Source organism: Porphyromonas sp. COT-108 OH2963 (genome assembly GCF_000768895.1).
Lineage (GTDB): Bacteria > Bacteroidota > Bacteroidia > Bacteroidales > Porphyromonadaceae > Porphyromonas_A > Porphyromonas_A canoris.
Genome location: NZ_JRAP01000002.1, coordinates 30,043 through 55,078, shown reverse-complemented (window position 1 = coordinate 55,078; position 25,036 = coordinate 30,043). Strand labels below are relative to the sequence as shown.

22 protein-coding genes and 1 tRNA gene are annotated in these 25,036 nt (G+C 42.3%); 11 read left to right on the top strand and 12 right to left on the bottom strand.

Annotated features, from left to right (window positions below; translation table 11 throughout):
• Positions 1 to 159: 159 nt before the first annotated feature.
• The 4 genes from HQ39_RS00290 to leuS are packed head-to-tail and all read right to left on the bottom strand — an operon-like array spanning position 160 to position 5,138.
• Positions 160 to 813, bottom strand: coding sequence for a DsbA family protein (locus HQ39_RS00290; RefSeq protein WP_036862604.1), 654 nt, complete (start codon positions 811 to 813; stop codon positions 160 to 162).
• Entirely contained in the window at positions 797 to 1,408 is a 612-nt protein-coding gene (gene rdgB / locus HQ39_RS00285; RefSeq protein ID WP_036862602.1) for an RdgB/HAM1 family non-canonical purine NTP pyrophosphatase, read from the bottom strand. Before rdgB ends, HQ39_RS00290 begins: the two co-directional genes overlap by 17 nt.
• Positions 1,409 to 1,446: 38 nt before the next feature.
• Positions 1,447 to 2,337: a YitT family protein gene (locus HQ39_RS00280; protein WP_036788739.1), complete on the bottom strand. Its 891-nt coding sequence runs from the start codon at positions 2,335 to 2,337 to the stop codon at positions 1,447 to 1,449.
• Between the two features lie 38 nt (positions 2,338 to 2,375).
• Positions 2,376 to 5,138, bottom strand: coding sequence for a leucine--tRNA ligase (leuS, locus tag HQ39_RS00275; protein ID WP_036862600.1), 2,763 nt, complete (start codon positions 5,136 to 5,138; stop codon positions 2,376 to 2,378).
• A gap of 303 nt (positions 5,139 to 5,441) precedes the next feature.
• Between leuS and HQ39_RS00270 the strand changes: the two genes are divergently transcribed.
• The 5 genes from HQ39_RS00270 (at position 5,442) to HQ39_RS00250 (ending at position 9,105) form a co-directional block, all read left to right on the top strand.
• Positions 5,442 to 5,663: a DUF2795 domain-containing protein gene (locus tag HQ39_RS00270; RefSeq protein ID WP_036862598.1), complete on the top strand. Its 222-nt coding sequence runs from the start codon at positions 5,442 to 5,444 to the stop codon at positions 5,661 to 5,663.
• Positions 5,664 to 5,857: 194 nt separating this feature from the next.
• Positions 5,858 to 6,649 carry a GIN domain-containing protein gene (locus HQ39_RS00265; RefSeq protein ID WP_036862595.1) on the top strand — a complete coding sequence of 264 codons (792 nt, stop codon included), beginning with the start codon at positions 5,858 to 5,860 and terminating at the stop codon, positions 6,647 to 6,649.
• 29 nt (positions 6,650 to 6,678) lie between these two features.
• Positions 6,679 to 7,533 (top strand): hypothetical protein, encoded by an 855-nt coding sequence (locus tag HQ39_RS00260; RefSeq protein ID WP_152565462.1) that lies wholly within the window; start codon positions 6,679 to 6,681, stop codon positions 7,531 to 7,533.
• Positions 7,505 to 8,407 carry a metal ABC transporter solute-binding protein, Zn/Mn family gene (locus HQ39_RS00255; protein WP_081965334.1) on the top strand — a complete coding sequence of 301 codons (903 nt, stop codon included), beginning with the start codon at positions 7,505 to 7,507 and terminating at the stop codon, positions 8,405 to 8,407. Before HQ39_RS00260 ends, HQ39_RS00255 begins: the two co-directional genes overlap by 29 nt.
• Entirely contained in the window at positions 8,407 to 9,105 is a 699-nt protein-coding gene (locus HQ39_RS00250) for a metal ABC transporter ATP-binding protein (protein WP_052079259.1), read from the top strand. The genes HQ39_RS00255 and HQ39_RS00250 overlap by 1 nt, the downstream gene beginning before the upstream one ends.
• A gap of 115 nt (positions 9,106 to 9,220) precedes the next feature.
• On the opposite strand, the gene HQ39_RS00245 is transcribed toward HQ39_RS00250, so the two are convergent.
• From HQ39_RS00245 to HQ39_RS00230, 4 genes are all read right to left on the bottom strand, one after another.
• Positions 9,221 to 9,406: a hypothetical protein gene (locus tag HQ39_RS00245; protein ID WP_036788723.1), complete on the bottom strand. Its 186-nt coding sequence runs from the start codon at positions 9,404 to 9,406 to the stop codon at positions 9,221 to 9,223.
• Positions 9,407 to 9,534: 128 nt separating this feature from the next.
• Positions 9,535 to 10,515, bottom strand: coding sequence for a methionyl-tRNA formyltransferase (fmt, locus tag HQ39_RS00240; protein ID WP_036862588.1), 981 nt, complete (start codon positions 10,513 to 10,515; stop codon positions 9,535 to 9,537).
• Between the two features lie 4 nt (positions 10,516 to 10,519).
• A complete protein-coding gene (locus tag HQ39_RS00235) occupies positions 10,520 to 12,313 on the bottom strand; it encodes a chloride channel protein (protein ID WP_036862582.1) in 1,794 nt (597 codons plus the stop codon).
• The gene (locus HQ39_RS00230; RefSeq protein ID WP_036862579.1) at positions 12,314 to 12,904 is read right to left on the bottom strand and encodes an L-threonylcarbamoyladenylate synthase; all 591 of its coding nucleotides are present in this window, start codon (positions 12,902 to 12,904) and stop codon (positions 12,314 to 12,316) included.
• A 173-nt stretch (positions 12,905 to 13,077) separates the two neighbouring features.
• On the opposite strand from HQ39_RS00230, the gene hemE reads away from it, so the two are divergent.
• From hemE to HQ39_RS00200, 5 genes are all read left to right on the top strand, one after another.
• Complete coding sequence (hemE, locus tag HQ39_RS00225; RefSeq protein WP_036862576.1) at positions 13,078 to 14,148, top strand: uroporphyrinogen decarboxylase; 1,071 nt, start codon at positions 13,078 to 13,080, stop codon at positions 14,146 to 14,148.
• 51 nt (positions 14,149 to 14,199) lie between these two features.
• Positions 14,200 to 14,685, top strand: a complete 486-nt coding sequence (locus HQ39_RS00220) for a ferritin (RefSeq protein ID WP_036862574.1) — start codon at positions 14,200 to 14,202, stop codon at positions 14,683 to 14,685.
• Between the two features lie 67 nt (positions 14,686 to 14,752).
• A tRNA-Leu gene (locus HQ39_RS00215) sits at positions 14,753 to 14,837 on the top strand.
• A 659-nt stretch (positions 14,838 to 15,496) separates the two neighbouring features.
• Complete coding sequence (locus HQ39_RS00205; RefSeq protein WP_036862569.1) at positions 15,497 to 16,630, top strand: SPFH domain-containing protein; 1,134 nt, start codon at positions 15,497 to 15,499, stop codon at positions 16,628 to 16,630.
• A gap of 41 nt (positions 16,631 to 16,671) precedes the next feature.
• Positions 16,672 to 17,778 (top strand): hypothetical protein, encoded by a 1,107-nt coding sequence (locus tag HQ39_RS00200; RefSeq protein ID WP_052079326.1) that lies wholly within the window; start codon positions 16,672 to 16,674, stop codon positions 17,776 to 17,778.
• A 162-nt stretch (positions 17,779 to 17,940) separates the two neighbouring features.
• Here HQ39_RS00200 and HQ39_RS00195 read toward each other — a convergent pair whose 3' ends face one another.
• The 3 genes from HQ39_RS00195 to HQ39_RS00185 all read right to left on the bottom strand — a co-directional run bounded on the left by HQ39_RS00195 (position 17,941) and on the right by HQ39_RS00185 (position 21,489).
• Positions 17,941 to 18,903 carry a DMT family transporter gene (locus tag HQ39_RS00195; protein ID WP_052079257.1) on the bottom strand — a complete coding sequence of 321 codons (963 nt, stop codon included), beginning with the start codon at positions 18,901 to 18,903 and terminating at the stop codon, positions 17,941 to 17,943.
• A 5-nt stretch (positions 18,904 to 18,908) separates the two neighbouring features.
• Positions 18,909 to 19,880 carry an endonuclease/exonuclease/phosphatase family protein gene (locus tag HQ39_RS00190; RefSeq protein ID WP_152565461.1) on the bottom strand — a complete coding sequence of 324 codons (972 nt, stop codon included), beginning with the start codon at positions 19,878 to 19,880 and terminating at the stop codon, positions 18,909 to 18,911.
• 151 nt (positions 19,881 to 20,031) lie between these two features.
• A complete protein-coding gene (locus tag HQ39_RS00185; RefSeq protein ID WP_036862562.1) occupies positions 20,032 to 21,489 on the bottom strand; it encodes an aminoacyl-histidine dipeptidase in 1,458 nt (485 codons plus the stop codon).
• Positions 21,490 to 21,915: 426 nt separating this feature from the next.
• Between HQ39_RS00185 and HQ39_RS00175 the strand changes: the two genes are divergently transcribed.
• On the top strand, positions 21,916 to 22,542 hold the full coding sequence (locus tag HQ39_RS00175) for an OmpH family outer membrane protein (RefSeq protein ID WP_036862554.1): 627 nt from the start codon (positions 21,916 to 21,918) through the stop codon (positions 22,540 to 22,542).
• A gap of 92 nt (positions 22,543 to 22,634) precedes the next feature.
• Here the strand turns inward: HQ39_RS00175 and HQ39_RS00170 are convergent, their stop codons facing one another.
• The gene (locus tag HQ39_RS00170; protein WP_036788686.1) at positions 22,635 to 24,455 is read right to left on the bottom strand and encodes a membrane dipeptidase; all 1,821 of its coding nucleotides are present in this window, start codon (positions 24,453 to 24,455) and stop codon (positions 22,635 to 22,637) included.
• Positions 24,456 to 25,036: the final 581 nt, after the last annotated feature.

The window sequence follows — 25,036 nt, the reverse complement described above, 5'->3', positions numbered from 1 at the left end:
AATTTATCATCTCTAAAGACAAGGGAGATACAATAAAAGGGTGAGATTCCCTTTTCTCCCTATTCAAACGACAAAGCATTCCCCTAAATATGTACAATAAGAAAGAGACGGAAATAGAATCATCTATTTCCGTCTCTTATAAGTAATGTCGTCAATAGGCTATTGTTCTAATAGTGCCCTTTCGATCTGTTCGGCTTTCAGGACACCTTCCAATCTTGTATCTCCAATGTATATGGTCGGTATGAAACGAGGGCATTTGGTCTCAGACTCTTTTTGGTCTCTCTCCAAGGTCTCAAGATAGACACCGTTGTCCAAAATCTGCTTCGCTTCGACTCTATCCAGTCCGGCTTCTTCAGCTGCAGAAAGAAGCACTACCCTATCGGATAATACTTTACCTTCCGAAAAGAATGCTCTGCCAAGAGCCTCTTTCAAGGCAAAAAGAGTGTGAATATCTCCACTGAAACGATCCGATACCCACAGAAGCAAAGCAAGAGCTTCGGACGTATTGGAGACGACAGCATCATCCATTCCGTACTTTAAGCCATACTTGTCTGCCAGATGCTTCAGGACTCCGATTTTCTTGTCGATCTGTTCTTTCGCTGTTTCGTCAGATTCATCAAGTTGAGAACGGAAATGATACTGCTCTTCAGGAGTAAAGTGAGGGTATAAACGACAAGCCCGATAAGCCACTTCAACCCTATCCATATATCCCATAGCTTCGATTGTACGCTTGAGAACAACATCTCCGATGTAGCAGAAAGGGCAGTTGAGATCTCCCCAAAATTCTATCTTGATCTTATCGTTTCTCTTCATCTGTGTGGGTTTCTAAGAACTGTTTCATATTACGAAATGCCTTTCCTCTGTGGCTGATGCTGTTCTTCAATGCCAATGGCATCTCTGAAAAGCTCTCTCCGAAACCATCCGGAATAAATATGGGATCATAACCAAAGCCATCTATACCTCTTGGGTCAGTAGCAATAACACCTTCTACTACCCCACTGAAAAGGTGCTCCTCTCCTCCGTGCAAGATAAGTGCAATGACGGTACGAAATCTGGCTCGTCTCAGCTCCGGCTCTTGAAAGTCTTGGAGTTCACGGAGAAGTTTGTCTACATTATCCTTGAAAGAGCAGTGCTCTCCCGCATATCTCGCGCTGTATATGCCCGGAGCTCCGTTAAGTGCATCCACTTCCAATCCGGTATCGTCGGCAAATGCCATATCCACAGAAGGGTTCTTTGAAAAGACGTAACGAGCTTTGATAAGAGCGTTTTCTTCCAAACTGCTACCATCTTCGATGATCTCTTCGGTAAGTCCTATGTCGTTCAAGCTACGAAGATGAAGCCAGAATGGTAACATCTGAGCCACTTCATGAAGCTTGTGGTTATTATGCGTTGCAAATATTGCCTCCATAAGGTTGTTATCCCCAGAAAATAAGGTTTTCTACGACTTTATGCCATTTTTTTTTTCTTGGAAGAAGTTTTGATCGGATCAAATCCCTCTCCGTAAACACCCTTGACAAGGCTTTGAGTGATAAACGCTTTCTGGTCTCGCTCCTTTACAATCCTAAAGATTGTGGAACTTTCGCTACGTCTTGCCACAACCATCAAAACCCTTGCTTCGTTACCGGAATAAGCTCCTTCGCCATAAAGATATGTTCCTCCGCGTCCGGTCTCCTCCATGATGGCTTCACTAATCTCTTTGGTCTTCTCGGAGAAAATGAAAAACTGCATGCTCTGTCTGTAACCATTCAGCACGAAGTCCAAAGTAAAGTTGACCAACATCACTTCTACAACAGAGAACACTAAGAGGTCGGGGTTTCTGAAGACAAAATAAGAAGCACCAATAATAAATACGTCAATGATCATAAGTCCGGTTCCGATGGACATTGGCTTATATTTATTGATGATTGCTGCTATAATGTCTGTACCTCCGGTAGAGCCATTTACGGTGAACACTATTCCCAAACCGATACCGCAAAGAATAGATCCTATAACCACTGCCATAAAAGGCTGATCGGCAAGTAGCGGTGTTTTGAAAAAGCTTTCAAAAGGAGGGATTATAAAGAACAATGCAACAACACTAAAGAGTGTCTTTAGAGAAAACTGCCATCCTAAAACAACAAGAGCTATTACTATAAGAATACCGTTGATAATGTTATACGGCCAAGCCACAGCAATGTCCAGAGTACGACCAATGAGTGTTGCAATACCCGCAAGACCTCCGGAGGTGATGTCGTGCGAAAGGATGAATGCCGTCCAACCAAAAGAGTAAACTAAAAGCCCGATGAAAATGACAACATAGTCGGAGATTGCATAGAGTTTTTTTGAGATCTTTCCCATGATTTCTAAACTATTAGAGAATGGTTATGTTTTTGTGTTTAATGTACTATGTTTATAATCTTTCCAGGAACAACTATCACTTTTTTAGGAGTAGCTCCCGAAAGCCATTTGGTTGTGTCCGGATGTGATAAAGCAACTTTCTCCACTTCATTCTTACCCATATCTGCAGGGAGAGGGAGTTGGAAACGCACCTTGCCATTGAAAGACACAGGATAATTTATCTCGGCTTCAACCAGGTATTGCTCTTCCAACGCCGGGAAAGGCTCTTGAGTAATAGTCTTTTCATGTCCGAGATACTGCCACAACTCTTCTGCCAAGTGTGGGGCAAAAGGAGAAAGTAAAATCGTAAGAGGCTCTAAAATCTGTCTCTTACTGCAACGACCGGCTTGCAACTCATTAACGCAGATCATAAAGGCACTGACGCAGGTATTAAAAGAGAAAGACTCGATTCCCTGCCCTAACTTCTTGATAAGAGTGTGCAAGATTTTATACTCTTCCGAAGAAGGTTTTTCATCCGTGATATTATCGTATAGTCCGACGAACTTTCTCAAGAAACGATGAACACCATCTATACCCTTAGTATCCCAAGGCTTAGATTGCTCCAACGGACCTAAAAACATTTCGTATAGTCTGAGCGTATCCGCTCCATATTGTGCAACAATATCATCAGGATTGACTACATTGAAGAGACTCTTACTCATCTTTTCTACTGCGTAACCACAGATATACTCTCCATCTTCGAGGATAAACTCTGCTGTTGCAAACTCCGGCATCCATCTTTTGAATGCATCCAAGTCTAAACGATCGTTATGAACAATATTTACATCGACATGTATTGCAGTAGTATCATACTGATCTTTCAAACCAAGAGAGACAAACGTATTGGTCTCCTTGATTCTATAAACAAAATTGGATCGTCCTTGTATCATTCCTTGGTTAATAAGTTTCTTGAAGGGTTCATCTTCACAAATGATGCCTAAATCAAACAAGAACTTATTCCAAAAACGACTATATATAAGGTGTCCGGTGGCATGTTCCGTCCCTCCGATATAGAGATCTACATTCTTCCAATATTCGTTCTTTTGCTTGTCAACCAAAGCCTCCGGATTATGAGGATCCATATACCTCAAATAGTACGCAGAAGATCCGGCAAATCCGGGCATCGTTGAGAGCTCTAAGGGATAGCCGTCTTGGGTCTTCCAGTCCTTTGCTCGACCGAGAGGAGGCTCTCCTGATTCTGTTGGAAGAAACTTATCTACCTCCGGCAATTCAAGTGGAAGTTGCTCTTCCGGTAGAGGATAAGGCATTCCCTCTTTGTAATAGATAGGAAAAGGCTCTCCCCAATATCTCTGACGACTGAATATGGCATCACGAAGACGGAAATTGGTTTTAACTCGTCCCAAGTCATGGTCGTGGATATAATTCTTCATCTCGGCAATAGCATCTCTTACCGACAGTCCATTAAGAAAATCAGAGTTTATCATGACTCCCTCTTTACTGTCCAAGCTATCTTTCCACTCCTCTACCGGCAAAAGTTCTCCGTCCAGAGGTTTTACAACCGGAAGTATAGGCAAGCCAAAGTGGTGAGCAAAGGCAAAGTCTCTACTATCATGAGCAGGAACAGCCATGATTGCACCGGTTCCATATCCGGAAAGGACATAATCGCTAATCCAGATGGGAATTGGCTGCTTTGTAATAGGATGGATGGCATAACCTCCCGTAAATACACCGGTCACTCGACGATCAGAAATACGCTCACGCTCAGTTTTCTTTTTCGTCGCATCCAGATAAGCTTCCACTTCTTCCCTATACTCGGAGGAAGTGATGACACTCACATATTCGCTTTCGGGAGCCAGTACCATGAAGGAGACTCCAAACAAAGTATCTGCTCTTGTGGTAAACACAGTGATAACAGCATCGGAATCTGCTATATGAAACTTTATCTCTGCCCCTTCACTTTTACCAATCCAGTTGCGCTGTGTTTCTTTAAGCGATTCTGTCCAGTTCAAACCTTCCAAGCCGCTTAAAAGCCTGTCTGCATAAGCAGAAATACGCAGGCACCACTGCTTCATCTTGCGTTGTTCTACCGGATGTCCTCCGCGAACAGAGAGACCTTCGCTGACTTCATCGTTGGCAAGAACCGTACCTAAAGCAGCACACCAATTTACCATCGTTTCTCCAAGGTATGCTATCCGATAGTTCATCAAGATCTCTTGCTGCTCTTTCTCACTTTTCCCTTTCCATTCCTCTGCAGTAAAATGAGTTTCATCAGAGCAAGCAACATTGAGCCCCTCCGTACCCTTATGCTCAAAGTGAAACACAAGTTGTTCTATGGGAAGAGCTTTATTTTGTGTGTTATCGTAATAAGAGCCAAACATCTTCAAAAATGCCCACTGAGTCCACTTGTAATATCGGGGCTCAGAAGTGCGAATCTCTCTATCCCAATCATAACCGAAGCCGATCTTGGCGAGCTGCTCTTTGTATCTGTCAATATTTTTATAGGTCGTTACTTCAGGGTGCTGCCCTGTTTGAATGGCATACTGTTCTGCCGGTAAGCCATACGCATCAAAGCCCATAGGATGCAAAACATTAAACCCTTTATGTGTCTTGTATCTTGCATATATGTCTGATGCAATATATCCTAATGGGTGCCCCACATGTAACCCGGCTCCGGAAGGATATGGAAACATATCCAATATGTAAAACTTCGGACGAGATGTGTCTTCAACAATCTTATACGTTAAGTTTTTTGACCAGTAGTCTTGCCACTTTTTTTCTATGGTCGAAAAGTTATATTCCATACTCTGATTTTTACTACTTAAATATTGTGCAAAGATAACAAAAACGATGTAGAGATAAATCAGCTAACAGCTTCTATTTTACGATAAAATCAGACTCTCAGAAATGAATTGTCAAACTCCTTTGAAAGCGTAAGAAAACAATCAGAAAAAGCCTTCTCCTATACAAAATAGAAGAAAACACACACAAGAATTGGTTTTTGAGAAAAAATGTTTTACTTTGCGCCAAGTTTGCTCCGGAAGGCGGATTAAGTTTTCTTCGGAGAAAGAATAATTAAAAGAACCTATAACGACAACTAAATCACTATGTACTGGACACTAGAACTTGCATCAAAATTAGAAGATGCACCATGGCCTGCAAGCAAGGATGAACTTATAGACTACGCTCAGCGATCCGGAGCTCCTATGGAAGTCATAGAAAACTTACAAGAAATAGAAGAAGAAGGTGAGATATATGACTCTATTGAAGATATTTGGGCAGACTATCCCAGTAAAGAAGATTTTTTCTTTAACGAGGATGAGTATTGATCTTCTGTCCGGACAGCAAAAGAAAACAAAGGCAATACCGCTCAACCATAGCGATATTGCTTTTGTTTTTATTACAGACGATTGGTCTAAATGATCTCCATTACAATAGAAATTGCTAAATTAGCATTCGTATATGGCTGTCCTCAAATTATATTTGAACAAACAAAATACAAACCATAAAATATCTTAGCACAATGAACAGTAAAAGCATCTTTTCTTTTGTGGTAATACTTGCGACTCTCTTAGCCGGATTCGCCTATGCACAAGACTTCAATAAGAATGACAATAGGCAGTATGACCTACCTGAGTCTCCTAAATTTGTAGAAGCAGAAAGAGTCGTTAAAATAACTGTTAAGCAGTCTAATAAAAACTATTTAGAACTTATTTCCGATTCTAAATACGCGAAAGGAACCGAAATACGAGTAGATAATGGGAAAGTAAAAGTTATAGGTCCTAAGAAACTTCCCTTCACAAAAAACAGCAGAATAGAATTTATACTATATGTAACAGATCTATCTGTTCTACGAGGTTTTTCTCTACAAGGGGCATCTACGATTCTTGTCAACTCGAGTCAATCCTCAAACATAGACAAACTCGCGATAGAACTTTCCGGAGCATCATCTTTTGGTTGTTCTGCGGATGTCAGGGAGTTAGACGTTGAACTTTCTGGGGCATCAATGGCAAAGATATCCGGGAACTTTGACAAAATTGACTGTGAATTATCCGGAGCTTCTAATATTGATATATCAGGGCATACGCGCTTGTTAGATATAGAAATATCGGGAGCTTCATCTGCAAATTTGAAAAAGCTGCTTACTAAAATAGGTAAGGTTGAAGTTTCAGGAGCAAGTTCTGCCACAACCAATGTCACTGGAGAACTCTATTATGGTGTTTATGGTAGCTCTTTATTAACCAATGCAAGCGAAAAAGTTCCAGAAATTCGACGTGGAGAGACAAGTGGATTTTCAAAGTTTAATCAGAAGTAATTCCAGAGAATATGCGAGAAAGCAAGAGAATGACAACGGTATTGGCACTTCTGTGCTGTGCCGTAGCGTTGATGATTGCCAAATGCACGTTTAATCGTAGTGCATCTTACAATGAAAGGATTGTTGTACATACTTCTGAAGATAGGAATAAAAAAGAAATTCCGGAAAGAGGAGAGTTAGAGGACTTTGATGCAGTAGAAATTGAAGGAAATATTCTATTGGACTTCATCTACGATAAGGAGGTTAAACGCTCCATATATGAAATAGTAGATCAAGACCTCTCGGAAGAAGATATTTTATTCAAGATCTCTAAACAAGACAACAGAAAAGTTTTAAGGATTGTGGACTATAGACATGATTCTGACAATGAACAAATCTATATAAAAATAAAATCCCGAAAGATGAACTTCACGGGCATTAGTTTAGACAAAGCTGCATCGGCAAAATTTTCAATTGGTGAAAAGTGGCTTTCCAAACTTAATGCAGAAATCAATAAAGCCGGAAGTTTCTCATTGCAGGGTAATATTGATACCCTTACAGTAGTAACTCAAGATGCATCAACTCTGCTCTTTTCAGGAGATGTAAATATTTTCCATCTTAAATTGGCAGATGCATCTGAGGCATCCTTAGAAGGGAGTTCCAAATATCTTAAAGCGTCAGTACTAAGAGCCTCCGAACTACTTGCAGGTACGTTTAAAACAGACAGCATAGACCTAAAGCTGCTAAACTCATCCGAAGCATTATTAAGCTCTGATAAGGTTAATAAGAACGACATAGACAATTCTTCAAAACTTATTATCTCTTCTCCGGAAGAAAATAAAAGTTCCAAAACTCCTACAAGGACAGACTCCGTAGATGTTAATGCAAAAACTTATCGTCTCTAAGATCTTTCAGCACACTCTTGGGGTCATTCTGATCTTATCTTGTCTCTCTTGTACATCTAATGATAAGACAGATTCTAAGCCAGAAATTGTGGTAAGTATTTCTCCACAGAGATTCTTTGCAGAAAAACTGTTAGGAGACATCGCCAACGTAAGAGTATTGGTTCCTCCTGGAGCAAACCCTGAGTCCTTTGATCCTACACCCAATACCCTTCTCTCCTTATCATCATGTAAGGTATTCTTTTACATGGGAAGTTTGCTTATGGAGAAAACTTTGGTCAATACCATCAATGAGAATGGAATAAAGAGTGTAGATCTTTCAAACTATGTTCCTAAAGAAATTATGGAAGCATATGGGTCAGATCATATTTGTTCTCATCCGGGGCATGTCCACTCAAGCATGGGAGATCCTCATTATTGGTCTTCTATTCTTGGAGGACGTGCAATAGCAAAAGGGATGTTTGAAACATTCCAAGCTATTTTTCCTAAGCATAAAGATTTATTGGAAAAGAACTATGATCAGCTTATCCATGAAATGGATTTATTGGAAAAAGAGATAGAACTACTAAAATCAAACTCTTCAACTCGCTCATTTGTAATCTTTCATCCCTCTCTCTCTTTCTTTTCGGGGGAATGGGGACTCTCTCAAATAGCAGTGGAACACGAAGGCAAAGAGCCTACTCCCAAGCATATAGAGAAGATATTAAAGGAGGCAAAAGACCAAGACGCAAGAGCTGTATTGCTTCAAAAAGAGTTTTCAAGCAGCTCCGTGGAAGCTATTGCCAAGTCTTTATCTCTTCCTACTCACACCATAAATCCGCTATCCGAAGAATGGGATAAGGAGCTATTAGCTACAGCAAAAGCGATATTCAACTAATGCCTTTACTAATAAAAGCTATAGATATTGTAGCCGGATATGATGGGGATATCATTCTTCCAAGAGTATCGTTTGAAATCTCTTCTAACGATTTTATAGGTATTATTGGCCCCAATGGTGGGGGAAAGACAACTTTGATAAAAGTACTATTAGGAATGATAAAGCCTTTCTCCGGAAAAGTTCTTTATGGAGAAGAGGGCACCCTATTTCCGACATTTGGAATTGGTTATCTTCCGCAACAAAGTAGCATAGACAAACAGTTTCCCATATCTGTCTATGATGTAGTGAGTAGTGGATTGGTAAAAAGCTGGAACAAAGGTATAAAAGACATCTATAATATTCGGCAGAAAGTGGAAGATATGCTCAAAAGAGTACACATGATCGACTACAAAGATGCTCACATAGGAAAACTATCCGGAGGACAACTCCAACGCATACTTCTTGCTCGCGCATTGGTGTCTTCTCCAGCTCTGCTTATATTAGATGAACCTAATACGTATGTAGATAAACGTTTTGAGGGTCATCTCTACTCTCTTCTTCCCGAAATAAACAAAGAGACCGCCATTATAGTGATCTCTCATGATGTTGGAAGTGTTCAAAAATTAGTGCGAACGATTTTCTGTGTGGATAGAGATCTTCATATCCACCACGATGTTCAATCCTTAGCAAGCAATCCGACGGACCATACTATTGTATAATATCTGTTCTTTTTCAAGGTTGTTATCCGTTGGGATTGTTCTATAAAAGAAAAGCTGTCCAAATGATCATCTGGACAGCTTCTATTCTTTTTATAACAAGAAGGTACAAAGTCTCTTATTTTTCTCTCATTGGAACAAGATACTTATTAGCAATGATGTGGAAAAGGAAACCACCGACCACAGCAATTAACCCCACAACCAAAAGAGTATTGCTTTGGATATTTCCTCTAAGACCAACAAAGATCAAAATTGCGGCACCGATAAGTTCAATAATGATGCCTAAGTATTTCAGTATGCCCATAATGCTGTTACTTTATATAGTATGTTTATTATTCTTTCTCTAAATTCGTCTCGCTCTATAAAGGCGATATCACTGCAAATAAAGCCATTTTTATTGATTCTACAAAAAAGATTAAGAGAAAAATGCCATTATCTAAATTTCAAAAGAAGATTCTTTCTTGCCCCATTCAAAAACGCTTGAATCGTCATTCTTTTCTTACTTGGAGGTTGAAGTTCAAGAAGTTCCACAGACTTTCCGTCCGCAGCAATTACTCTCAAAAAACTCTTTCCATCTGTCTCACATATTCCTGGAGCAGAATTAGAGACATGATCTCCAATTTTCGCATCATACACCTTAAACTGTAAAGAGTTCCCTTCTTCATCTTCACACTCAGCTAAAGCAGCAGGATAGGGAGACATGGCCCTTATAGTAAGCAAGAGGGATTCTGCATTAGATTGTGTAAACGAGAGGAGCTGATCTTCCTTAAAAATCTTCGGAGCGAATGGAGCTTGTGCTGCAGCTATCGGATCTTGTGGAATACCATCTGAAATAGTGCCATCAAACAGCCCATCTATGGTTTTTGCTACCAAGAATTTCCCCCTATTCATCAGTTTGTTGTGTAGAGAACCCGCATTATCTACAGGCTCTATATTCACCTCTTCTTGCAACAATATTCGTCCGGTATCTATTTCTTCATCTAATAAAAATGTGGTAATTCCGGTACGTGTTTCTCCATTCTGGATAGCTCTATTGATCGGTGCTGCTCCTCTGTACGCAGGTAATAAGCTTGCATGAAGATTAAAAGTCCCCAGGGCTGGCATATTCCAAACAATCTTAGGAAGCATCCTGAATGCTACTACGACAAATATCTCTGCTCTCCATGCCTGCAAAGAAGATACAAACTTCAAATCTTTAAGGCTTTCCGGTTGCAACAGGGGGAGATTATTAGACTCTGCCACAACTTTCACAGCTGATGGTTGCATCTTGTGTCCTCTTCCGGCAGGTCTATCAGGAACAGTTACCACTCCGGCTATGTTGTATTTCTCAGATACAAGATAGTCTAAAATATGAGCAGCAAACTCCGGTGTTCCAAAGAATACTATCGATCTTTGTTTATTGTTTTCAGACATTTTATTATCCGTCAAAATTGGTTATTAGAAGATCTCTGTAACTATTAAATATTTTAGACTTGGAGACAAATCCCAAATAACAACCTTTTTCATCCAATACAGGCAAGTTCCAAGCCCCTGTGTCATCAAATTGGTGCATCACCTCTTCCATAGTCAAGCTAACATTTACCCTCGCCGGAGGTGATACCATAAACTTCTGCACCAGAAATCTGTCGTATAGTTCTGGGCGAAACATGATGTTCCTAATATTATCCAGCAATACTATCCCAACCAACTTTCTGCCCTCTGTAAGTACCGGAAAAAGGTTTCTTTTACTCTCTCCAAAGACTTGTACCATCTCGCCTAAGGTCATATCCGGCCTAAGCTCACTAAAATCCGTTTCTATTACGTTCTCCACATGTAGAAGTGTAAGGATAGCTTGATCTTTCCTGTGAGTCAGCAGTTTACCTTTCTCTGCTAAACGAAGAGAGTAGATATTATGTGGAAGGAATATCTTATTGGTAGCATACGAACTTATAGAGACCACCATCAGAGGTAGAAACAGATCATACCCGCCGGTAAGTTCGGCAATAAGGAATACTCCTGTCAGAGGTGCATGCATTATACCAGCCATCACCCCTGCCATGCCCATAAGAGCAAAGTTTTTTGTCGGAAGATATGGAGCAAATGGAGCGTAGTTGAGTAAGTATGCAAAAAGGAATCCTGTCAAGCATCCTAAGAAAAGACTTGGTGCAAATACTCCCCCACACCCACCTCCGGAATTGGTAGTTACAGTTGCGAATACTTTCATCAAAATACTCAGAACAACAAATATCGGTAACACCCAAAAGAGATTATCCATATTGGCAAAGATGGTATTCTTCAATATAGAATTCGGATGACCATTAATAAGAGCATTGATAGTGAGGTATCCTTCTCCATACAGTGTTGGTATAAGAAAGATAAGAGCACTCAATATCGAAGCACACAAAGCATAGCGTACCCAATAGCTTGGTATCTTTTTTAAACGTGTCTCAAGAGAAAAAGAAATCTTCGTAAAGTAAAGAGAGACCAAACCACACATCACCCCCAAACATATCACAAACGGAATACGCTCAAGTGTAAACATCTCCGAGTGAGAAAACCCAAACATAGGTTCTGTTCCGAAGGCTACGTAAGAGAGCGTTGCTGCAGTAACAGAGGAGATAAGCAATGGCAGTACGGATGATAGTGTAAGATCCAACATGAGAACCTCTATCACAAATACCAAACCGGTGATAGGAGCCTTAAAAATACCCGCAACAGCTCCGGCAACACCACAACCGACGAGCAACATCAGATTTCGCTGCTCCAACCGGAAAGCTCTACCAATATTACTACCGATCGCGGCTCCTGTCAGAACGATTGGAGATTCGGCTCCGACAGATCCTCCAAATCCAATTGTCATACTTGAAGCAACAAGAGAAGACCACATATTGTGCGGTTTTATCCTACTTTTCTTCTGACTCAAAGCGTAGAGAATCTTGGTAACGCCATGGCTTATATCATCCTTCAGAATGTACCTTACAAAAATTCCGGAAAGCAATATTCCCAGAACGGGAAAGATGAGATAAGAAAAGTTGAGCCGTTGAGTGGCGGTAGTATAAATGACAAAATCCTGAATCTCGTGAATGATAGTCTTAAGAAGACCTGCAGCGAATGAGCTGCAAATACCTATCAAGAATGCTACAATAAGAATAAACAGCCCTTCTTTGATATACTTTTCCCGCCAAAGTAAGACCTTCAGAAAGAACGAATCTATATCTTTTATCAGTTTCATCTATCCTCTTATGATCTTTATAGAACCTTCAACATCGAGTTTTATTATCTTGGAAGCCGTAGTAGGCTTGCGATCTTGTTGCCTGAAGCTGACCACGTAATCCACTCCGGACTTTATCTCCTCGCCTATCTCCTCAAAGTTTCGAGGAGCACTCTCTCCGCTGATATTTGCAGAAGTAGACACAAGAGGGCGTTTAATTTTGTTGCACAATGCTTTGCAGAAAGCATCATCAGGGATACGTATGCCGGCACTTCCATCCTCAGCCTTCAAGAGAGCACTTACTCCCGTAACATTCGGATAGATAATGGTAAGAGGTTCTGTCGCCAATTCTACCAGATCATACGCTATTTCGGGCACCTCTGGCATATATCTTTCAAGCCATCCGCTGTGTTCCATAAGTGTAATGAGCGCCTTAGAGTCTGCTCGCCTCTTTAGTTCAAAAACCTTAGATACCGCTATATCATTCGTCGCATCACAGCCTATTCCCCAAATTGTATCTGTCGGATAGAGGATCAAACCTCCTTCGAGTACCGTCTTTACAGCTTTTTCCAGATCTTGGGCGTCATAACGTTGTTCTACAGATCTGTCCATTGATTACATTTTTATTATTCTTTAATTATGGATAGCGAATATAGGCATTTCCAAGCAATTGCATGGTCTGACTCGTTAAAATATTTTCCTATCTTTGTGTTTAAGACACGGAAAGATTTCTTTCACGGTAAAAATCTATAAAAGAAAGACTCTCCAAAACTATAACACAAAAGATGAAAGCACACAATAATACGCTCATAGATGCTATTCAGGGCTACCCCATCACTCATACACCGATATGGATGATGAGACAAGCCGGACGCTATCTTCCGGAGTACATGAAGATACGGGAGGAAGTAGGCTCTTTCATGGGCATGTGTACACGCCCCGACATTGCTGCGGAGATTACTCTTCAACCGTTAAGGCGTTTTCCGTTGGATGCCGTTATTATCTTTTCCGATATTCTTACCGTTCCCGATGCCATGGGACTCGGTCTCTACTTCGAGGAGAATCAAGGTCCTCTGTTCAAGCATCCTATCCGAACGGAAAGAGATATCAAACAGCTGGAGTTTGATAGTCCATTGTCCATGGAGAAGTTGTCCTATGTCATGGAAGCTATCAAGGAGACAAAGAAAAGGCTCGAGGGTGCAGTACCGCTGATAGGCTTTTGCGGCAGTCCTTTTACGCTTGCTTGCTACATGATAGAGGGCAGTGGAAGCAAACGGTTCATACAGACCAGACGGATGATGTACAGCCGTCCGGATCTTTTGCACAGACTATTGAGCGTACTCTCTCAAGCCCTTATCTCCTATCTTGTTGGGCAGGTGCGTGCCGGAGCAAGTGTTTTACAGATCTTCGACACATGGGGAGGGATACTTTCCACTCCGTCGTTCAAGACTTTCAGCCTGGCATACACACAGGAGGTCATGGAAGGAGTCCGAAAAGCATTGGGTGAGTCCGCTCCCCCCATTATCTGCTTCACGAAAGATGCTCCTCTTGCGTGGTATAAGCTCTATAAGGAGTCGGGTGCATCCGTTATAGGAGTGGATTGGCGCCACGAGCTCTCTTCCGTTGCGGAGGCTTTGCCTCGGATGCCATTGCAGGGCAATTCGGATCCATTCCTTTTGCTTGGTGATCCGGAAGCCATAAGGGCGAGAGCGAGAGAGATATTGGATCAGGTTCCTGCCGATACGCCTCACATCTTCAACTTAGGGCACGGCATAGACCGAGAGACGCCGATAGAACACGTGGCGGCACTAGTGGATGAAGTTCGCCGCTACTCTTCTGGAAAGAAACAGCAATAATTTTGTATTTATCACTATATAGTTTTTCACACTAAAACAAATCGTTACACTATGATTCCAAAGACACTTAAACAAGCTATTGACGAACAGATCAAGCTGGAGCTTAATGCTTCCCATATCTATCTTTCCATGTCCATCTACCTTTCCAATGAGGGATGGTCCGGTTTTGCAAAATGGTTTGCAAAGCAAGCCGATGAAGAGTATCAGCACGCCATTACGATGATCAGATACGTCCTTTCGCGCGGTGAGACGCCCATCCTTGCAGGAGTGGAAGCTCCGGAGTCCGACTTCAAGTCCGTCCTACACACATTTGAAAAGAGCTACGAGCACGAATGTAACGTTTCCAAAGCGATCAACAACATCGTAACCATTGCTATCAAGGAGACGGACTATGCCACAGAAAACTTCTTCCGCACGTTTGTGGACGAACAAGTAGAGGAGGAAGAGACTGTTGTGGATATTATAAACAAGCTCAAGCTGATAGATAAGAATCCTGCCGGTCTTATGACATTGGACAGCCAGTTGGGAGCAAGATAAGCCTTGCTCGGCGGCTGCCTTGCACGGGTAAACTTTTTCTTTTACCTTTGTGCCTGAAATTTATGGCGCCCAGATGGTGGAATTGGTAGACACGAAGGACTTAAAATCCTTTAGCCATTGCGGCTGTACGGGTTCGAGTCCCGTTCCGGGCACTTCTAAAGACTCTTGCAAAAGGCTGTTTCATCCTTACAAGAGTCTTTTTTATACCTGTTTCCCCCGACAACGTAACATCTCCGAAGAAAGGAGCTCCACATCATTGTTTCGAGATCTCGGTACTCTGTTTTGCCTCAAGACCAAGCCTCGTGTCGGCTCTTCTCTCCCGAACATCTGCTTTTATCTGCGACTGTAACGGAAAAACAGTCCGGAACAACGACTCTTTCAACGAGAAGAATAAACTCTCTTACTAACAAGTAAAAATAGTTTTTCCGACCAAAAACTATTTTTGGGTCAATAGTTTCTAAGTTTTAGACCAATAGTAATCAAACTTTTCTCAAGTGGATCCGAGAGCAAAACGGCTAAGTCTTCAGAAGGAAAAAAGAAGATCTCCAAGTAAAGCCACCAAGATGCAGAAGAAAAGCCCCTAAAGTTTCGGAACAAACGCACTATTCAACGACATGATTGCAGGACAGCATACCCGGATTTTGTCCTAAATAGGGGCTAAACATTTCATCTCAGACTATTGATTTTTGTTGCCTTTTTCCGTTACTTTGTCATGAGACGAAGAGACGACAGATCATAGGGGGAAGGAGAAGTTTCTGCTCCTCTTCGAACAAAAAAATGGTTTAATTCAACAAAATATTATTCTGCAATTATGTCACTATTTGGAGCAATCAAAGAGAAAGTTTTCAAAGAATTTATTGACATCATCGAGTGGACGGACTCTAGCTCGGATACAATGATCTGGCGATTTCCTCGCTATCAAGCCGAAATTAAAAACGGGGCGCAGCTTACCGTTAGAGAGACACAGTTGGCTGTGCTGGTGAATGAAGGTCAGTTTGCCGACGTATTCCAGCCGGGAAGACATGAGCTTACAACTCAAAACATGCCCATCCTGACCACTCTTAAGGGATGGAAATACGGCTTCAACTCACCGTTCAAAGTGGACGTTTACTTCGTCAATACAAAAGAGTTTCTGAACCAACGCTGGGGAACATCCAATCCTATCATGATGAGAGACCCCGAATTTGGTCCCATCAGGCTGCGGGCTTTCGGCTCTTTTAATATCCGCATCCAGTCTGATCCGATACCTTTCATCCGAAAAGTGCTGGGAACGAACGAACACTTCACAACAGAAGGTATCCGCGAACAGCTGCGCAACTTCGTCATCACAAAGTTTAGCGACTATCTGGGCGAATCCAAGATCGCTGCGCTTGATCTGGCCGCAAATCTCAATGAGTTCTCTCAAAGCCTTTTCGAGAAACTCTGTGCGGACTTCGCAGATTATGGTTTGGATCTGACAAAGTTTCTCATCGAAAACATATCTCTGCCCGAAAGCGTCGAACAAGCCCTTGATCGCCGTACAAGCATGGGTGTGATAGGAAACATGAATGCTTACACCCAAATGCAGTTTGCAAACTCTCTCGAAAAAGGAGCAGTACATGGCGGATCTCCGGCAGGAGATGCAATGGGAATGGGAATGGGCTTTGCGATGGCATCTCAGATGGCTAACCAAGTAAGCCAAGGCTTATCAGCCTCGCCTTCCAGTCAGGCAACTGGAGCTATGCCTCCTCCTGTACCGGAAGCAGTACTCTATCATGTGGCTCTGGATGGTAAACCGAAAGGACCTTTCTCCAAAGAAGAACTCATCCGGATGCGCGAAGCAGGATCTTTATCTCCTGATAGCCTGGTCTGGACAGCAGGAATGTCGGACTGGGCATCCGCTTCTTCCATCCCAGTTCTGAACGAACTTTTCGGAGCAACCCCTCCTCCACTTCCTAAGGAGTAAAGATGTGCAATAGAAAGACTTCATGATCAAACACGATGGATATGGTAGAGATCGAGATTGATGATACCTTACAAACAAAGTGTGAGGGATGTGGAGGCTACACACGTTTCGACCCCGAAAGTCAAGCTCTCAAGTGTCTGAACTGCAGTTTTACTCAAGCCTTAAACCTGATTCCCGGAAAGATTGTCGAAAATGACTTTGAGTATTGGACGACTCATTTCAATGAAGGAAAGAAGGAGAAAGGTGCCGAAACGGAAAGCCTTCTGAAAGTAAGACAGGTGAGGTGTAAGCAGTGTGGAGCAAAGACATCCATGCCTCCGAACACCAGCAGTATGAGTTGCGCCTTCTGCGGCACTCCTCTTATATTGAGTGAGGCAAGCCTTCAATCAACTTGGCTTCCAAACTATGTCCTCCCCTTCTCCATCACCGAAAAGAGAAGCCAAGAGAGTTTCAGAAAATGGATAGGTTCTCGTTGGTTTTTGCCCAACAAGGTCAAAAGAGGAGACATGGCAACCGACTCTTTCAAGGGGATCTATCTCCCATTCTGGAGCTATGATGCCGACACCGAAACCCAATATACCGGAGAGCGTGGCATAGACAGGACTGAGGAGGATAAAGATGAAAAAGGGAACATACGGCATAGAACCGTGACAGACTGGTACTATACTTCCGGAGATGTCAGCCATAGCTTTGACGATCTATTGGTCTCGGCATCTCATACATTACCCAAGAGTTTGGTGAATGATCTCACTCATTGGGATACTAAGAACTGCCTGCCATATAGCCATGAATACATTGCCGGATTTATCACAGAGATATACCAACAAGATTTTCGTGAAAGTATATCGGAAGCAAAAATGAAGATGGAAGCAGAACTTGAGCAAATGGTTCGGAATGACATCGGAGGCGATCGTCAGCGAATCCATTCTATGGATACGGAATATAGCAATGTTATGTTCAAGCTCATGCTTTTGCCTCTATGGATAAGTGCTTTCAAGTACAACGGCAAGCTCTATCAGTTTGTGGTGAATGGTAGGACAGGTGAAGTAGCCGGTAACTACCCCAAGAGCTTTATAAAGATATTCTTCTTCATACTGGGGATCTTACTAATAATAGCTATTCTCTATTTTCTCAGCGGAAAGGCGTGATACCTATTCTACTCCTGACATAGTCTCTGTAACAGATAATAATAAGAATAATCGGTGCTGCTTGACAGTTTTTATTGGTTGTGAAACCAATAAAGGATTGTTGAGCAGCACTGTTTTGTAAATAAAATACTTTGAAGAATAGAAGTAAGGGAGGTAAAGCAATCACTTTTTTCTAACCAGCCCCGCAATGCGCCCATAAAAAGAGGAGCGTTCTATCACTCCGGATGTTATGATAAGTGTTACGGCACAGAGGATAAACAGAATACCGGAAAATGTCAAAGTATAAATCGGTTCGTCAAACACAATAATCCCGACCGCCACGGCAGTCAGAGGCTCCATTGCTCCCAACACAGAAGTAGCGGTAGAACCAATGGAGCGTATGGCAACAACTAAAGCAAGATTGGAAAGCACTGTTGGAATGAGAGCCAAACCTGCAATATTAAGCCATCCGTCAAGCTGAGGAATGTGAGCAAGTCCGCCTTGGGTAAGATTCTCTATAATCAAAACCATTCCTGCTGCGAGGATCATCACCCAAAAGGTAAGCACAGAACCGGAAACACTTTTAGTGGGGGAGTGTTGAACTATTACAATATAAAGCGCATAGGCAAGAGCAGATAGAGCTACGATGATAAGACCAAATGTTTCTATACCTCCACTTCCCTCTCCCCAGACATCCATAATAAATGACACGCCCAATATTGCCATGATAATGGCAAGTAAAGAGATAGGCGAGATGCGCTGGCGGTAGAATATAGCTAAGATAAGAACTAAAAATACAGGATAAAGAAAGTGTATCACTGTGGCTACTCCGGACGGCATGTAGTAAAATCCCCAGAAAAGAAACATAGCTGAACCAACATACATCATGGCAAGAGCGAATACACTGGGAATTGCTTTCTTCGGCACTTTAAGATTTTTCTTCCTGAAGAAAGACAATAAACCAATAATAAGGGCAGAAAAAAGAAAACGGTAAAAAATAATAGTACCTTTAGAAACACCTATCTCCATAACCGGAAGAGTAAAGAAAGGAATCAATCCAAAAGATGCTGAGGCAAATATACCAATGATCCATCCTCTGGCTAATTGCCATACAGAGCTTTTACCATTTTGCATTACTTGTTCCATGACATTTATTGTTGTGAAACAGTTGCACATTTACCATAGTTCAGGTCAATGTAAATGGGAAAATGATCCGAATATCCGCCGTTATAAAATTCCCCGGATAAGAAGCGGAGAGGCCTGGAAATACTAAATCTTTTATCTTGCAAAAAGAGAGGAGCGTAAACTTGTGCCATCGGGCTCTCTATACAAAGAGTTCCGGACTCTGACTGAACAAGAGAAGGAGAAGCAATAATGTGATCCGGAGTCCAACCTTTACCTTGAAAATAGTGTGAGTAGAGACCTCTATCAGAAAACTCTTTACAGAGATGTAGTAAAGAGTCTGATAAAAGAAGTGTCGCCGGATCTGTCGGATCTTCGTTGGCATCTCCCATGATTATTATTTTGGCTTTAGGCTTCCGAGATATTAGATCGCTGAGATGATTACGAATATTCTTTGCTGCTAAAATCCGCTTCTGCTCACTCTCTCTTACACCTCCTCTTCTCGATGGAAGATGGATAGCATAAAGGTGAAGAGAGTCTTTATCAGCCGTCATAGTGCCTCTTCTATAGCTAAACAATGTTTCGAGGACGAGGTAAAGCGTATGACGTCCGGGGAAATGTGAAGTATCGGCAACAGAGTAGTTAGGAATATCCTCTCTTCCTATCTTCCTAAACAATCTTCTATCCCACGCAATAGCAACATTGATACCTCTACTATCTTTCCCATTAGTTATATCAAAATTAAAATAGGGGGAACCATCTATATCGTGCTTTGTCCTATATAGTAACTCTTCTACCACTCTACTGTTTTCTACTTCACTAAAAGCTATAATACCGGGAAGTTCCCAACCATTGATACTATTGAGCACTGTAGAAATATTAGACAGTTTTCTTTGATACCTTGCTCTATTCCATCTGTATTCTCCATTAGGAGAAAAGGCCAGATCCGCATAAGAACCCGAAGGTATCGTATCAAACAAATTCTCCACATTATAACTCACGACTCTAATCCTTTTGGGAGGAGACCACGAAACAAAAAGAAAAAATAGAAAAAGACCCGATAACAATAATATAAGATAATATTTGCTACCGAGTCTTTTCATATCTCTATTATTATTGCGTTTACAAAAACGCAGCAAAATATTGATCTACTTATTTCTTAGGAGCATGCTTCAATACTTCAAGAAGGTGATCCCACCACATCTTTACAGTTACAATCTCAAGTCTTTCATTAGGAGAGTGCACATCCCTCATAGTAGGTCCAAAAGATACCATATCCAAATGAGGATATTTTTCCTTAAACAAACCACACTCAAGACCTGCATGGATAGCCTTCACTTCCGGAGACTTACCAAAAAGCCTTTCATAAGTTTCCTTTGCAACTTTTAGTATTTCAGAGTCAACATTTGGCTCCCAACCTGGATAACCATCTCTTTCGACAACCTCTGCTCCTGCTAACTCAAACACTGTACGAACTGTCTGACCTGCTGCACGTTTAAGAGACTCGGTACTACTGCGTTGACTGGTTTCCACAAGAATCTGTTTTTCTTCTTCTTTGATCTTAATAGAGGCAAGATTATTTGAAGTCTCCACAAGACCTTCAATAGCATGACTCATACCTAAAACACCATGAGGACAAGCAATCAATGCTGAAAGAAGGAAATACTTAGTATCCTCATCTATAATATACTCCGGTTTATCTGTTGTAGATACAGTAAGAGTAACACCCGGATCCACAGCCTTAAGTTCATTATGAACATCTGCTGCAAATTCGTTTGCAAAGATAGCTACTTGCTCTTTTAATTCTGAAGGAATGCCTATAATAGCATGAGCTTCACGAGGAATAGCATTATGGAGATTACCACCTCTAATATCTGCCAAAGTCCAATCTTCTGTAATATCGTTAAGACCTACAAGGTATCTTGCCAAGATCTTATTAGCATTCCCAAGTCCTACATGAATATCTCCACCGGAGTGTCCTCCACGAAGGCCTTTTATATCAACACGCAAATATGTTTTATCTGGACAAGCATAGCCCTTTTGGTAGTCAAAGTAAGCTATCTGTCCCATACCTCCTGCGCAACCGATGAACAACTCGCCTTCATCCTCGCTATCCAAGTTGAGAAGGATATGAGAATCTATAAAGCCCTCCTTAAGTTCCATAGCTCCCGTAAGACCTGTCTCTTCGTCCACTGTGAACAGACACTCAATAGGACCATGCTCAATATCATCAGAAGCCAGTATTGCCAACTCTGCTGCGACACCGATACCATTATCAGCTCCGAGAGTCGTACCTTTAGCTTTCAACCAACCATCAACAATCTCTGTCTGGATAGCATCATTCTCAAAGTCAAACACAACATCACTGTTCTTCTCACAAACCATATCAATATGGCTCTGCATGCAAACAGACTTTCTGTCTTCATAACCGGGAGTAGCTGCTTTTTTAATAACAATATTGCCTACGTGGTCTTTCTTGTACTCCAAGTTGTGTTCCTTGGCAAATGCCTCAAGATATGCGATTATCTTGCCTTCTTTCTTCGATGGACGTGGCACTTTTGTGATTTCTTCAAAGTAGTGCCAAATAATTCTTGGGTTCAGTGTATTCATAAATAAATGATTAATTTTGGTTTGTCGTTGGATGACAACTATTAGTCGGATTATTTTCCATCTCAAAAGTACAAAAAAATATGTCAACTCTCTTACTTATATCGATCGTTATCGTCCTTATTTCAGTTCTATTACTGGGGATCAATGTCTTTTTCACTAAAACAAGACGATTCCCATCTTCTCATGTCGGGGCACAACCTGCTCTAAGAGAGAAAGGGCTCTCTTGCCATAGAGAGCAGCATGCAGATGACTCTGAGAGGAAAAATTTGGAAGAACGCATTAAAGAAGAGGATAATGATGACCAAATAAATTAGATTATATGAGAGATATATTGTATCTTCGCACGCAGATTCCTTTGTTGGTCAATATTATATGTACAACAAGAAGGAATTGGGAGTTAAGATATATAACGTATAAACGCTTACGATGAAAAATTTCAATTACATTTCAACAGCCATATTGGCTATAGCGGTTGTGGTACTATTTGGGCTGCATTTCTCTGGGAACAAAAGTGTTAATAGCTCAACTCAAGAGATTGGCATGGGAGATTCTACTGCTGTTGAAGCGGTAACAATGCCTATTGCTTACATCAATGTGGACACTATTCTTGTTCACTATCATCTCTCTAAAGAGCTTAACGAGCAGATGGTTCGTCGTGCGGAATCTGCACAAGCGACATTGAATCAGCGTCTAAAATCTTTTGAGGCTGAAGCTGCGGAGTTTCAAAGAAAAGCACAAAACCAAGCGTTCTTATCTCCACAGAGTGCAGAACAACAACGTAATAATCTGATGAAGCGTCAGGCAGAATTGGAGCAGCTTCAACAAAAGCTTTCTGTAGAGTTTCAACAACAACAGTTGGAAACGAACACGGTTTTGAGAGATACCATCATGTCTCAGTTGGCTGCATTCAACAAGACGATGAGGATACAAGTGATCTTCTCCAATACGATGAATGATAATATCTTGCTTTCGGACAAGAAGTACGATATAACGGCTAAGTTCCTGGAGTATCTCAACAGCAATCATACTCCGGCTACGGCTGAAAAGAAATAACAGACAAAATCAAAAGCTTTATAAAAAGGGAACGACCTCTTTATCCGATCGGACAAAGAGGTCGTTCCCTTTTCAACATAGCAGATAAATCGCTATCTCATTGTCTTCTCCTGTCTGATTTTATAGCCTTTCATCTGCACATCCTTCATTACACGCAGAAAGTTGTGTCCCCATACTTTCATGAGCTCTTCGGTAGAGAATCCTCTGCGAAGCATTTCGATGGTCAATCGTTTCATTGCAGAAGCATCTCTGCAGCCGATCACCTCCCCATCGCCATCAAAATCGGAGCCGATACCGACATGGTCTATCCCGACAAGCTCTCTGATATGTTCGACATGATCTATCACATGAAGCAGAGAGGCCTCGTTTGAAGGTTCATATACAAATCCCTTGTACATACAGACCTGCACAACACCGCCGCATTCGGCTATGGCTTTGATCTGATCATCGTACAAATTTCTGGGATGATCGCAGATTGCCCGTGCACCGGAATGCGATGCGATGATGGGAGACGTGCTCACCTCAAGGACATCTTCTATGGTTCTGATACCGGCGTGAGAGACATCCACCATAACGCCCCAAGTGTTCATTTGTCGGACCACTTCTCGTCCGAGGGAGCTGAGTCCGTTATTCGTATGGTTGCTTCGCGATGCACTGTCGCAGATTGCGTTATCTCCATTATGACAGAGCGTGATGTACTTCACTCCCATCTTTGCAAACTCTTCCACCTTGTCCGGATCTCCTCCCAGTGCATAGCCGTTTTCTATTCCGAGTATGATGCTTTTGCGGTTGTTCTCCTTATTGACATACAAGTCTTTTGACGAGAAAGCGAGCCGGGCGGCTCCTCCGCTGTTCTTGACTGCCGTCTTCAGCTTTCGGATCCGTTCCAGAGCATACTCATAAGCCTTCGCGTGCCCTTCCGGTGAGATTTCTCCTTGCGGAAGATAAGCCACCATCACTGCGGCATCCAGATTTCCGGCTCTCATCTTGGGGAGATCCACCAACGCTTTATCACTCAGGGCGGTCAGGTCGTAAGGTTCGTCATTCTTAAAGAGCATCGGTGTGTCCGTATGCGAGTCGAGAGTAAGATGTTTGCCATGAAAAGTACGAGCTTCGGCATACAGTGTAGCCTCTTTGACAAGGAAAGAGAACAGGGCGGCTTGCTCTTCGGACTCTCCTTCGGACACCATTGCCTCCGGATGCCACTGTACTCCCATGGCGTTATGTTCCGGATAGGCGTCTATCGCCTCCACTATTCCGTCCCTTGCCGTGGCGCAGACGCGGATGCTTTTGCCCAACCGTCCCACCGCCTGATGGTGAAAAGAGTTGACATAGATACTCTCCTGTGCTCCGAAAACATCTGAAAGTCGGCTCTTCTTCTCCATACTTACCGAGTGCCAGGGTTCGCTCCGGTGCGATGTCTGTACATGAAGGACTCCCTCCTGCTCGCAGGCGGAAGGAATATCTTGTATCATCGAACCTCCGAGCACGACATTCAGCAGCTGCATTCCGCGACAGATGCCAAGCAGCGGGATACCGCGTTCGAGAGCCGTGATGACCACTGCCATGTCGAAGGCGTCCTTCACCCAGTCCGCCGCTCCGAGCTTCGGATGGGGCTCTTCTCCATACCAAAGCGGATGAGCGTCCGCTCCTCCCGTCACGAGGATTCCATGACATCGCTCCACGGCCTGCACCGTTGCCTCCGTATCGTTGGAGTAGGGTATGATGTAAGGTGCGCCTCCGCTGCGGATCACCGCCTTTATGTAGTTGTCTCTCAACTCCTGATCCACGCCGGCATGATTGGCAGTGATTCCGATCAGCGGCTTTTTATCCTCCGATCCCACCGTGAGTCTTCTCACTTTCTCACGCAAAGCCGCGAGATTTGCAAACTCTATTCCTCTGTTATTTTTCATATCGGACTACTGATTTTTTCATTATCCCATGCTCTTTCTGCAAAGATAGCATTTACATCTCTTAGTTATGACCCGAAGCAGAGATCCGTTCCTCTCCGGCGGCTGATAAACAGGGTTGATGAGGGGGATGATTCACGGCCTCCTGTCCGGTCATGATCAAAACCGAGCCGAATCATTACCCTTCGGGAAAAAGGAGCAAAAATTTTTGTCAAATCTTATTGAGCAATAACCATATTGTAAACGGTGAATAATCCGGCTGATAATGATCAAAAACTGATTTCTTACTTACCAATTCTATATTTCTCGCCGTGAAACCAATATTTCACGGCGAGAAACCAATATTTCACGGCGAGAAACCAACATTTCACGGCGAGAAATATAGAATTGATAAGTAATAATAGAACTTTTGATTGGCAACTTTTTAATTTTTAATCATTGGGAATAGAGCTTTCGAACGGCAGCTTTCGGGGTGCAGATCATTGGAAATAGAGCTTCCGAACGGCAGCTTTCGGGGTGCAGATCATTGGAAATAGAGCTTTCGAACGGCAGCTTTCGGGGTGCAGATCATTGGAAATAGAGCT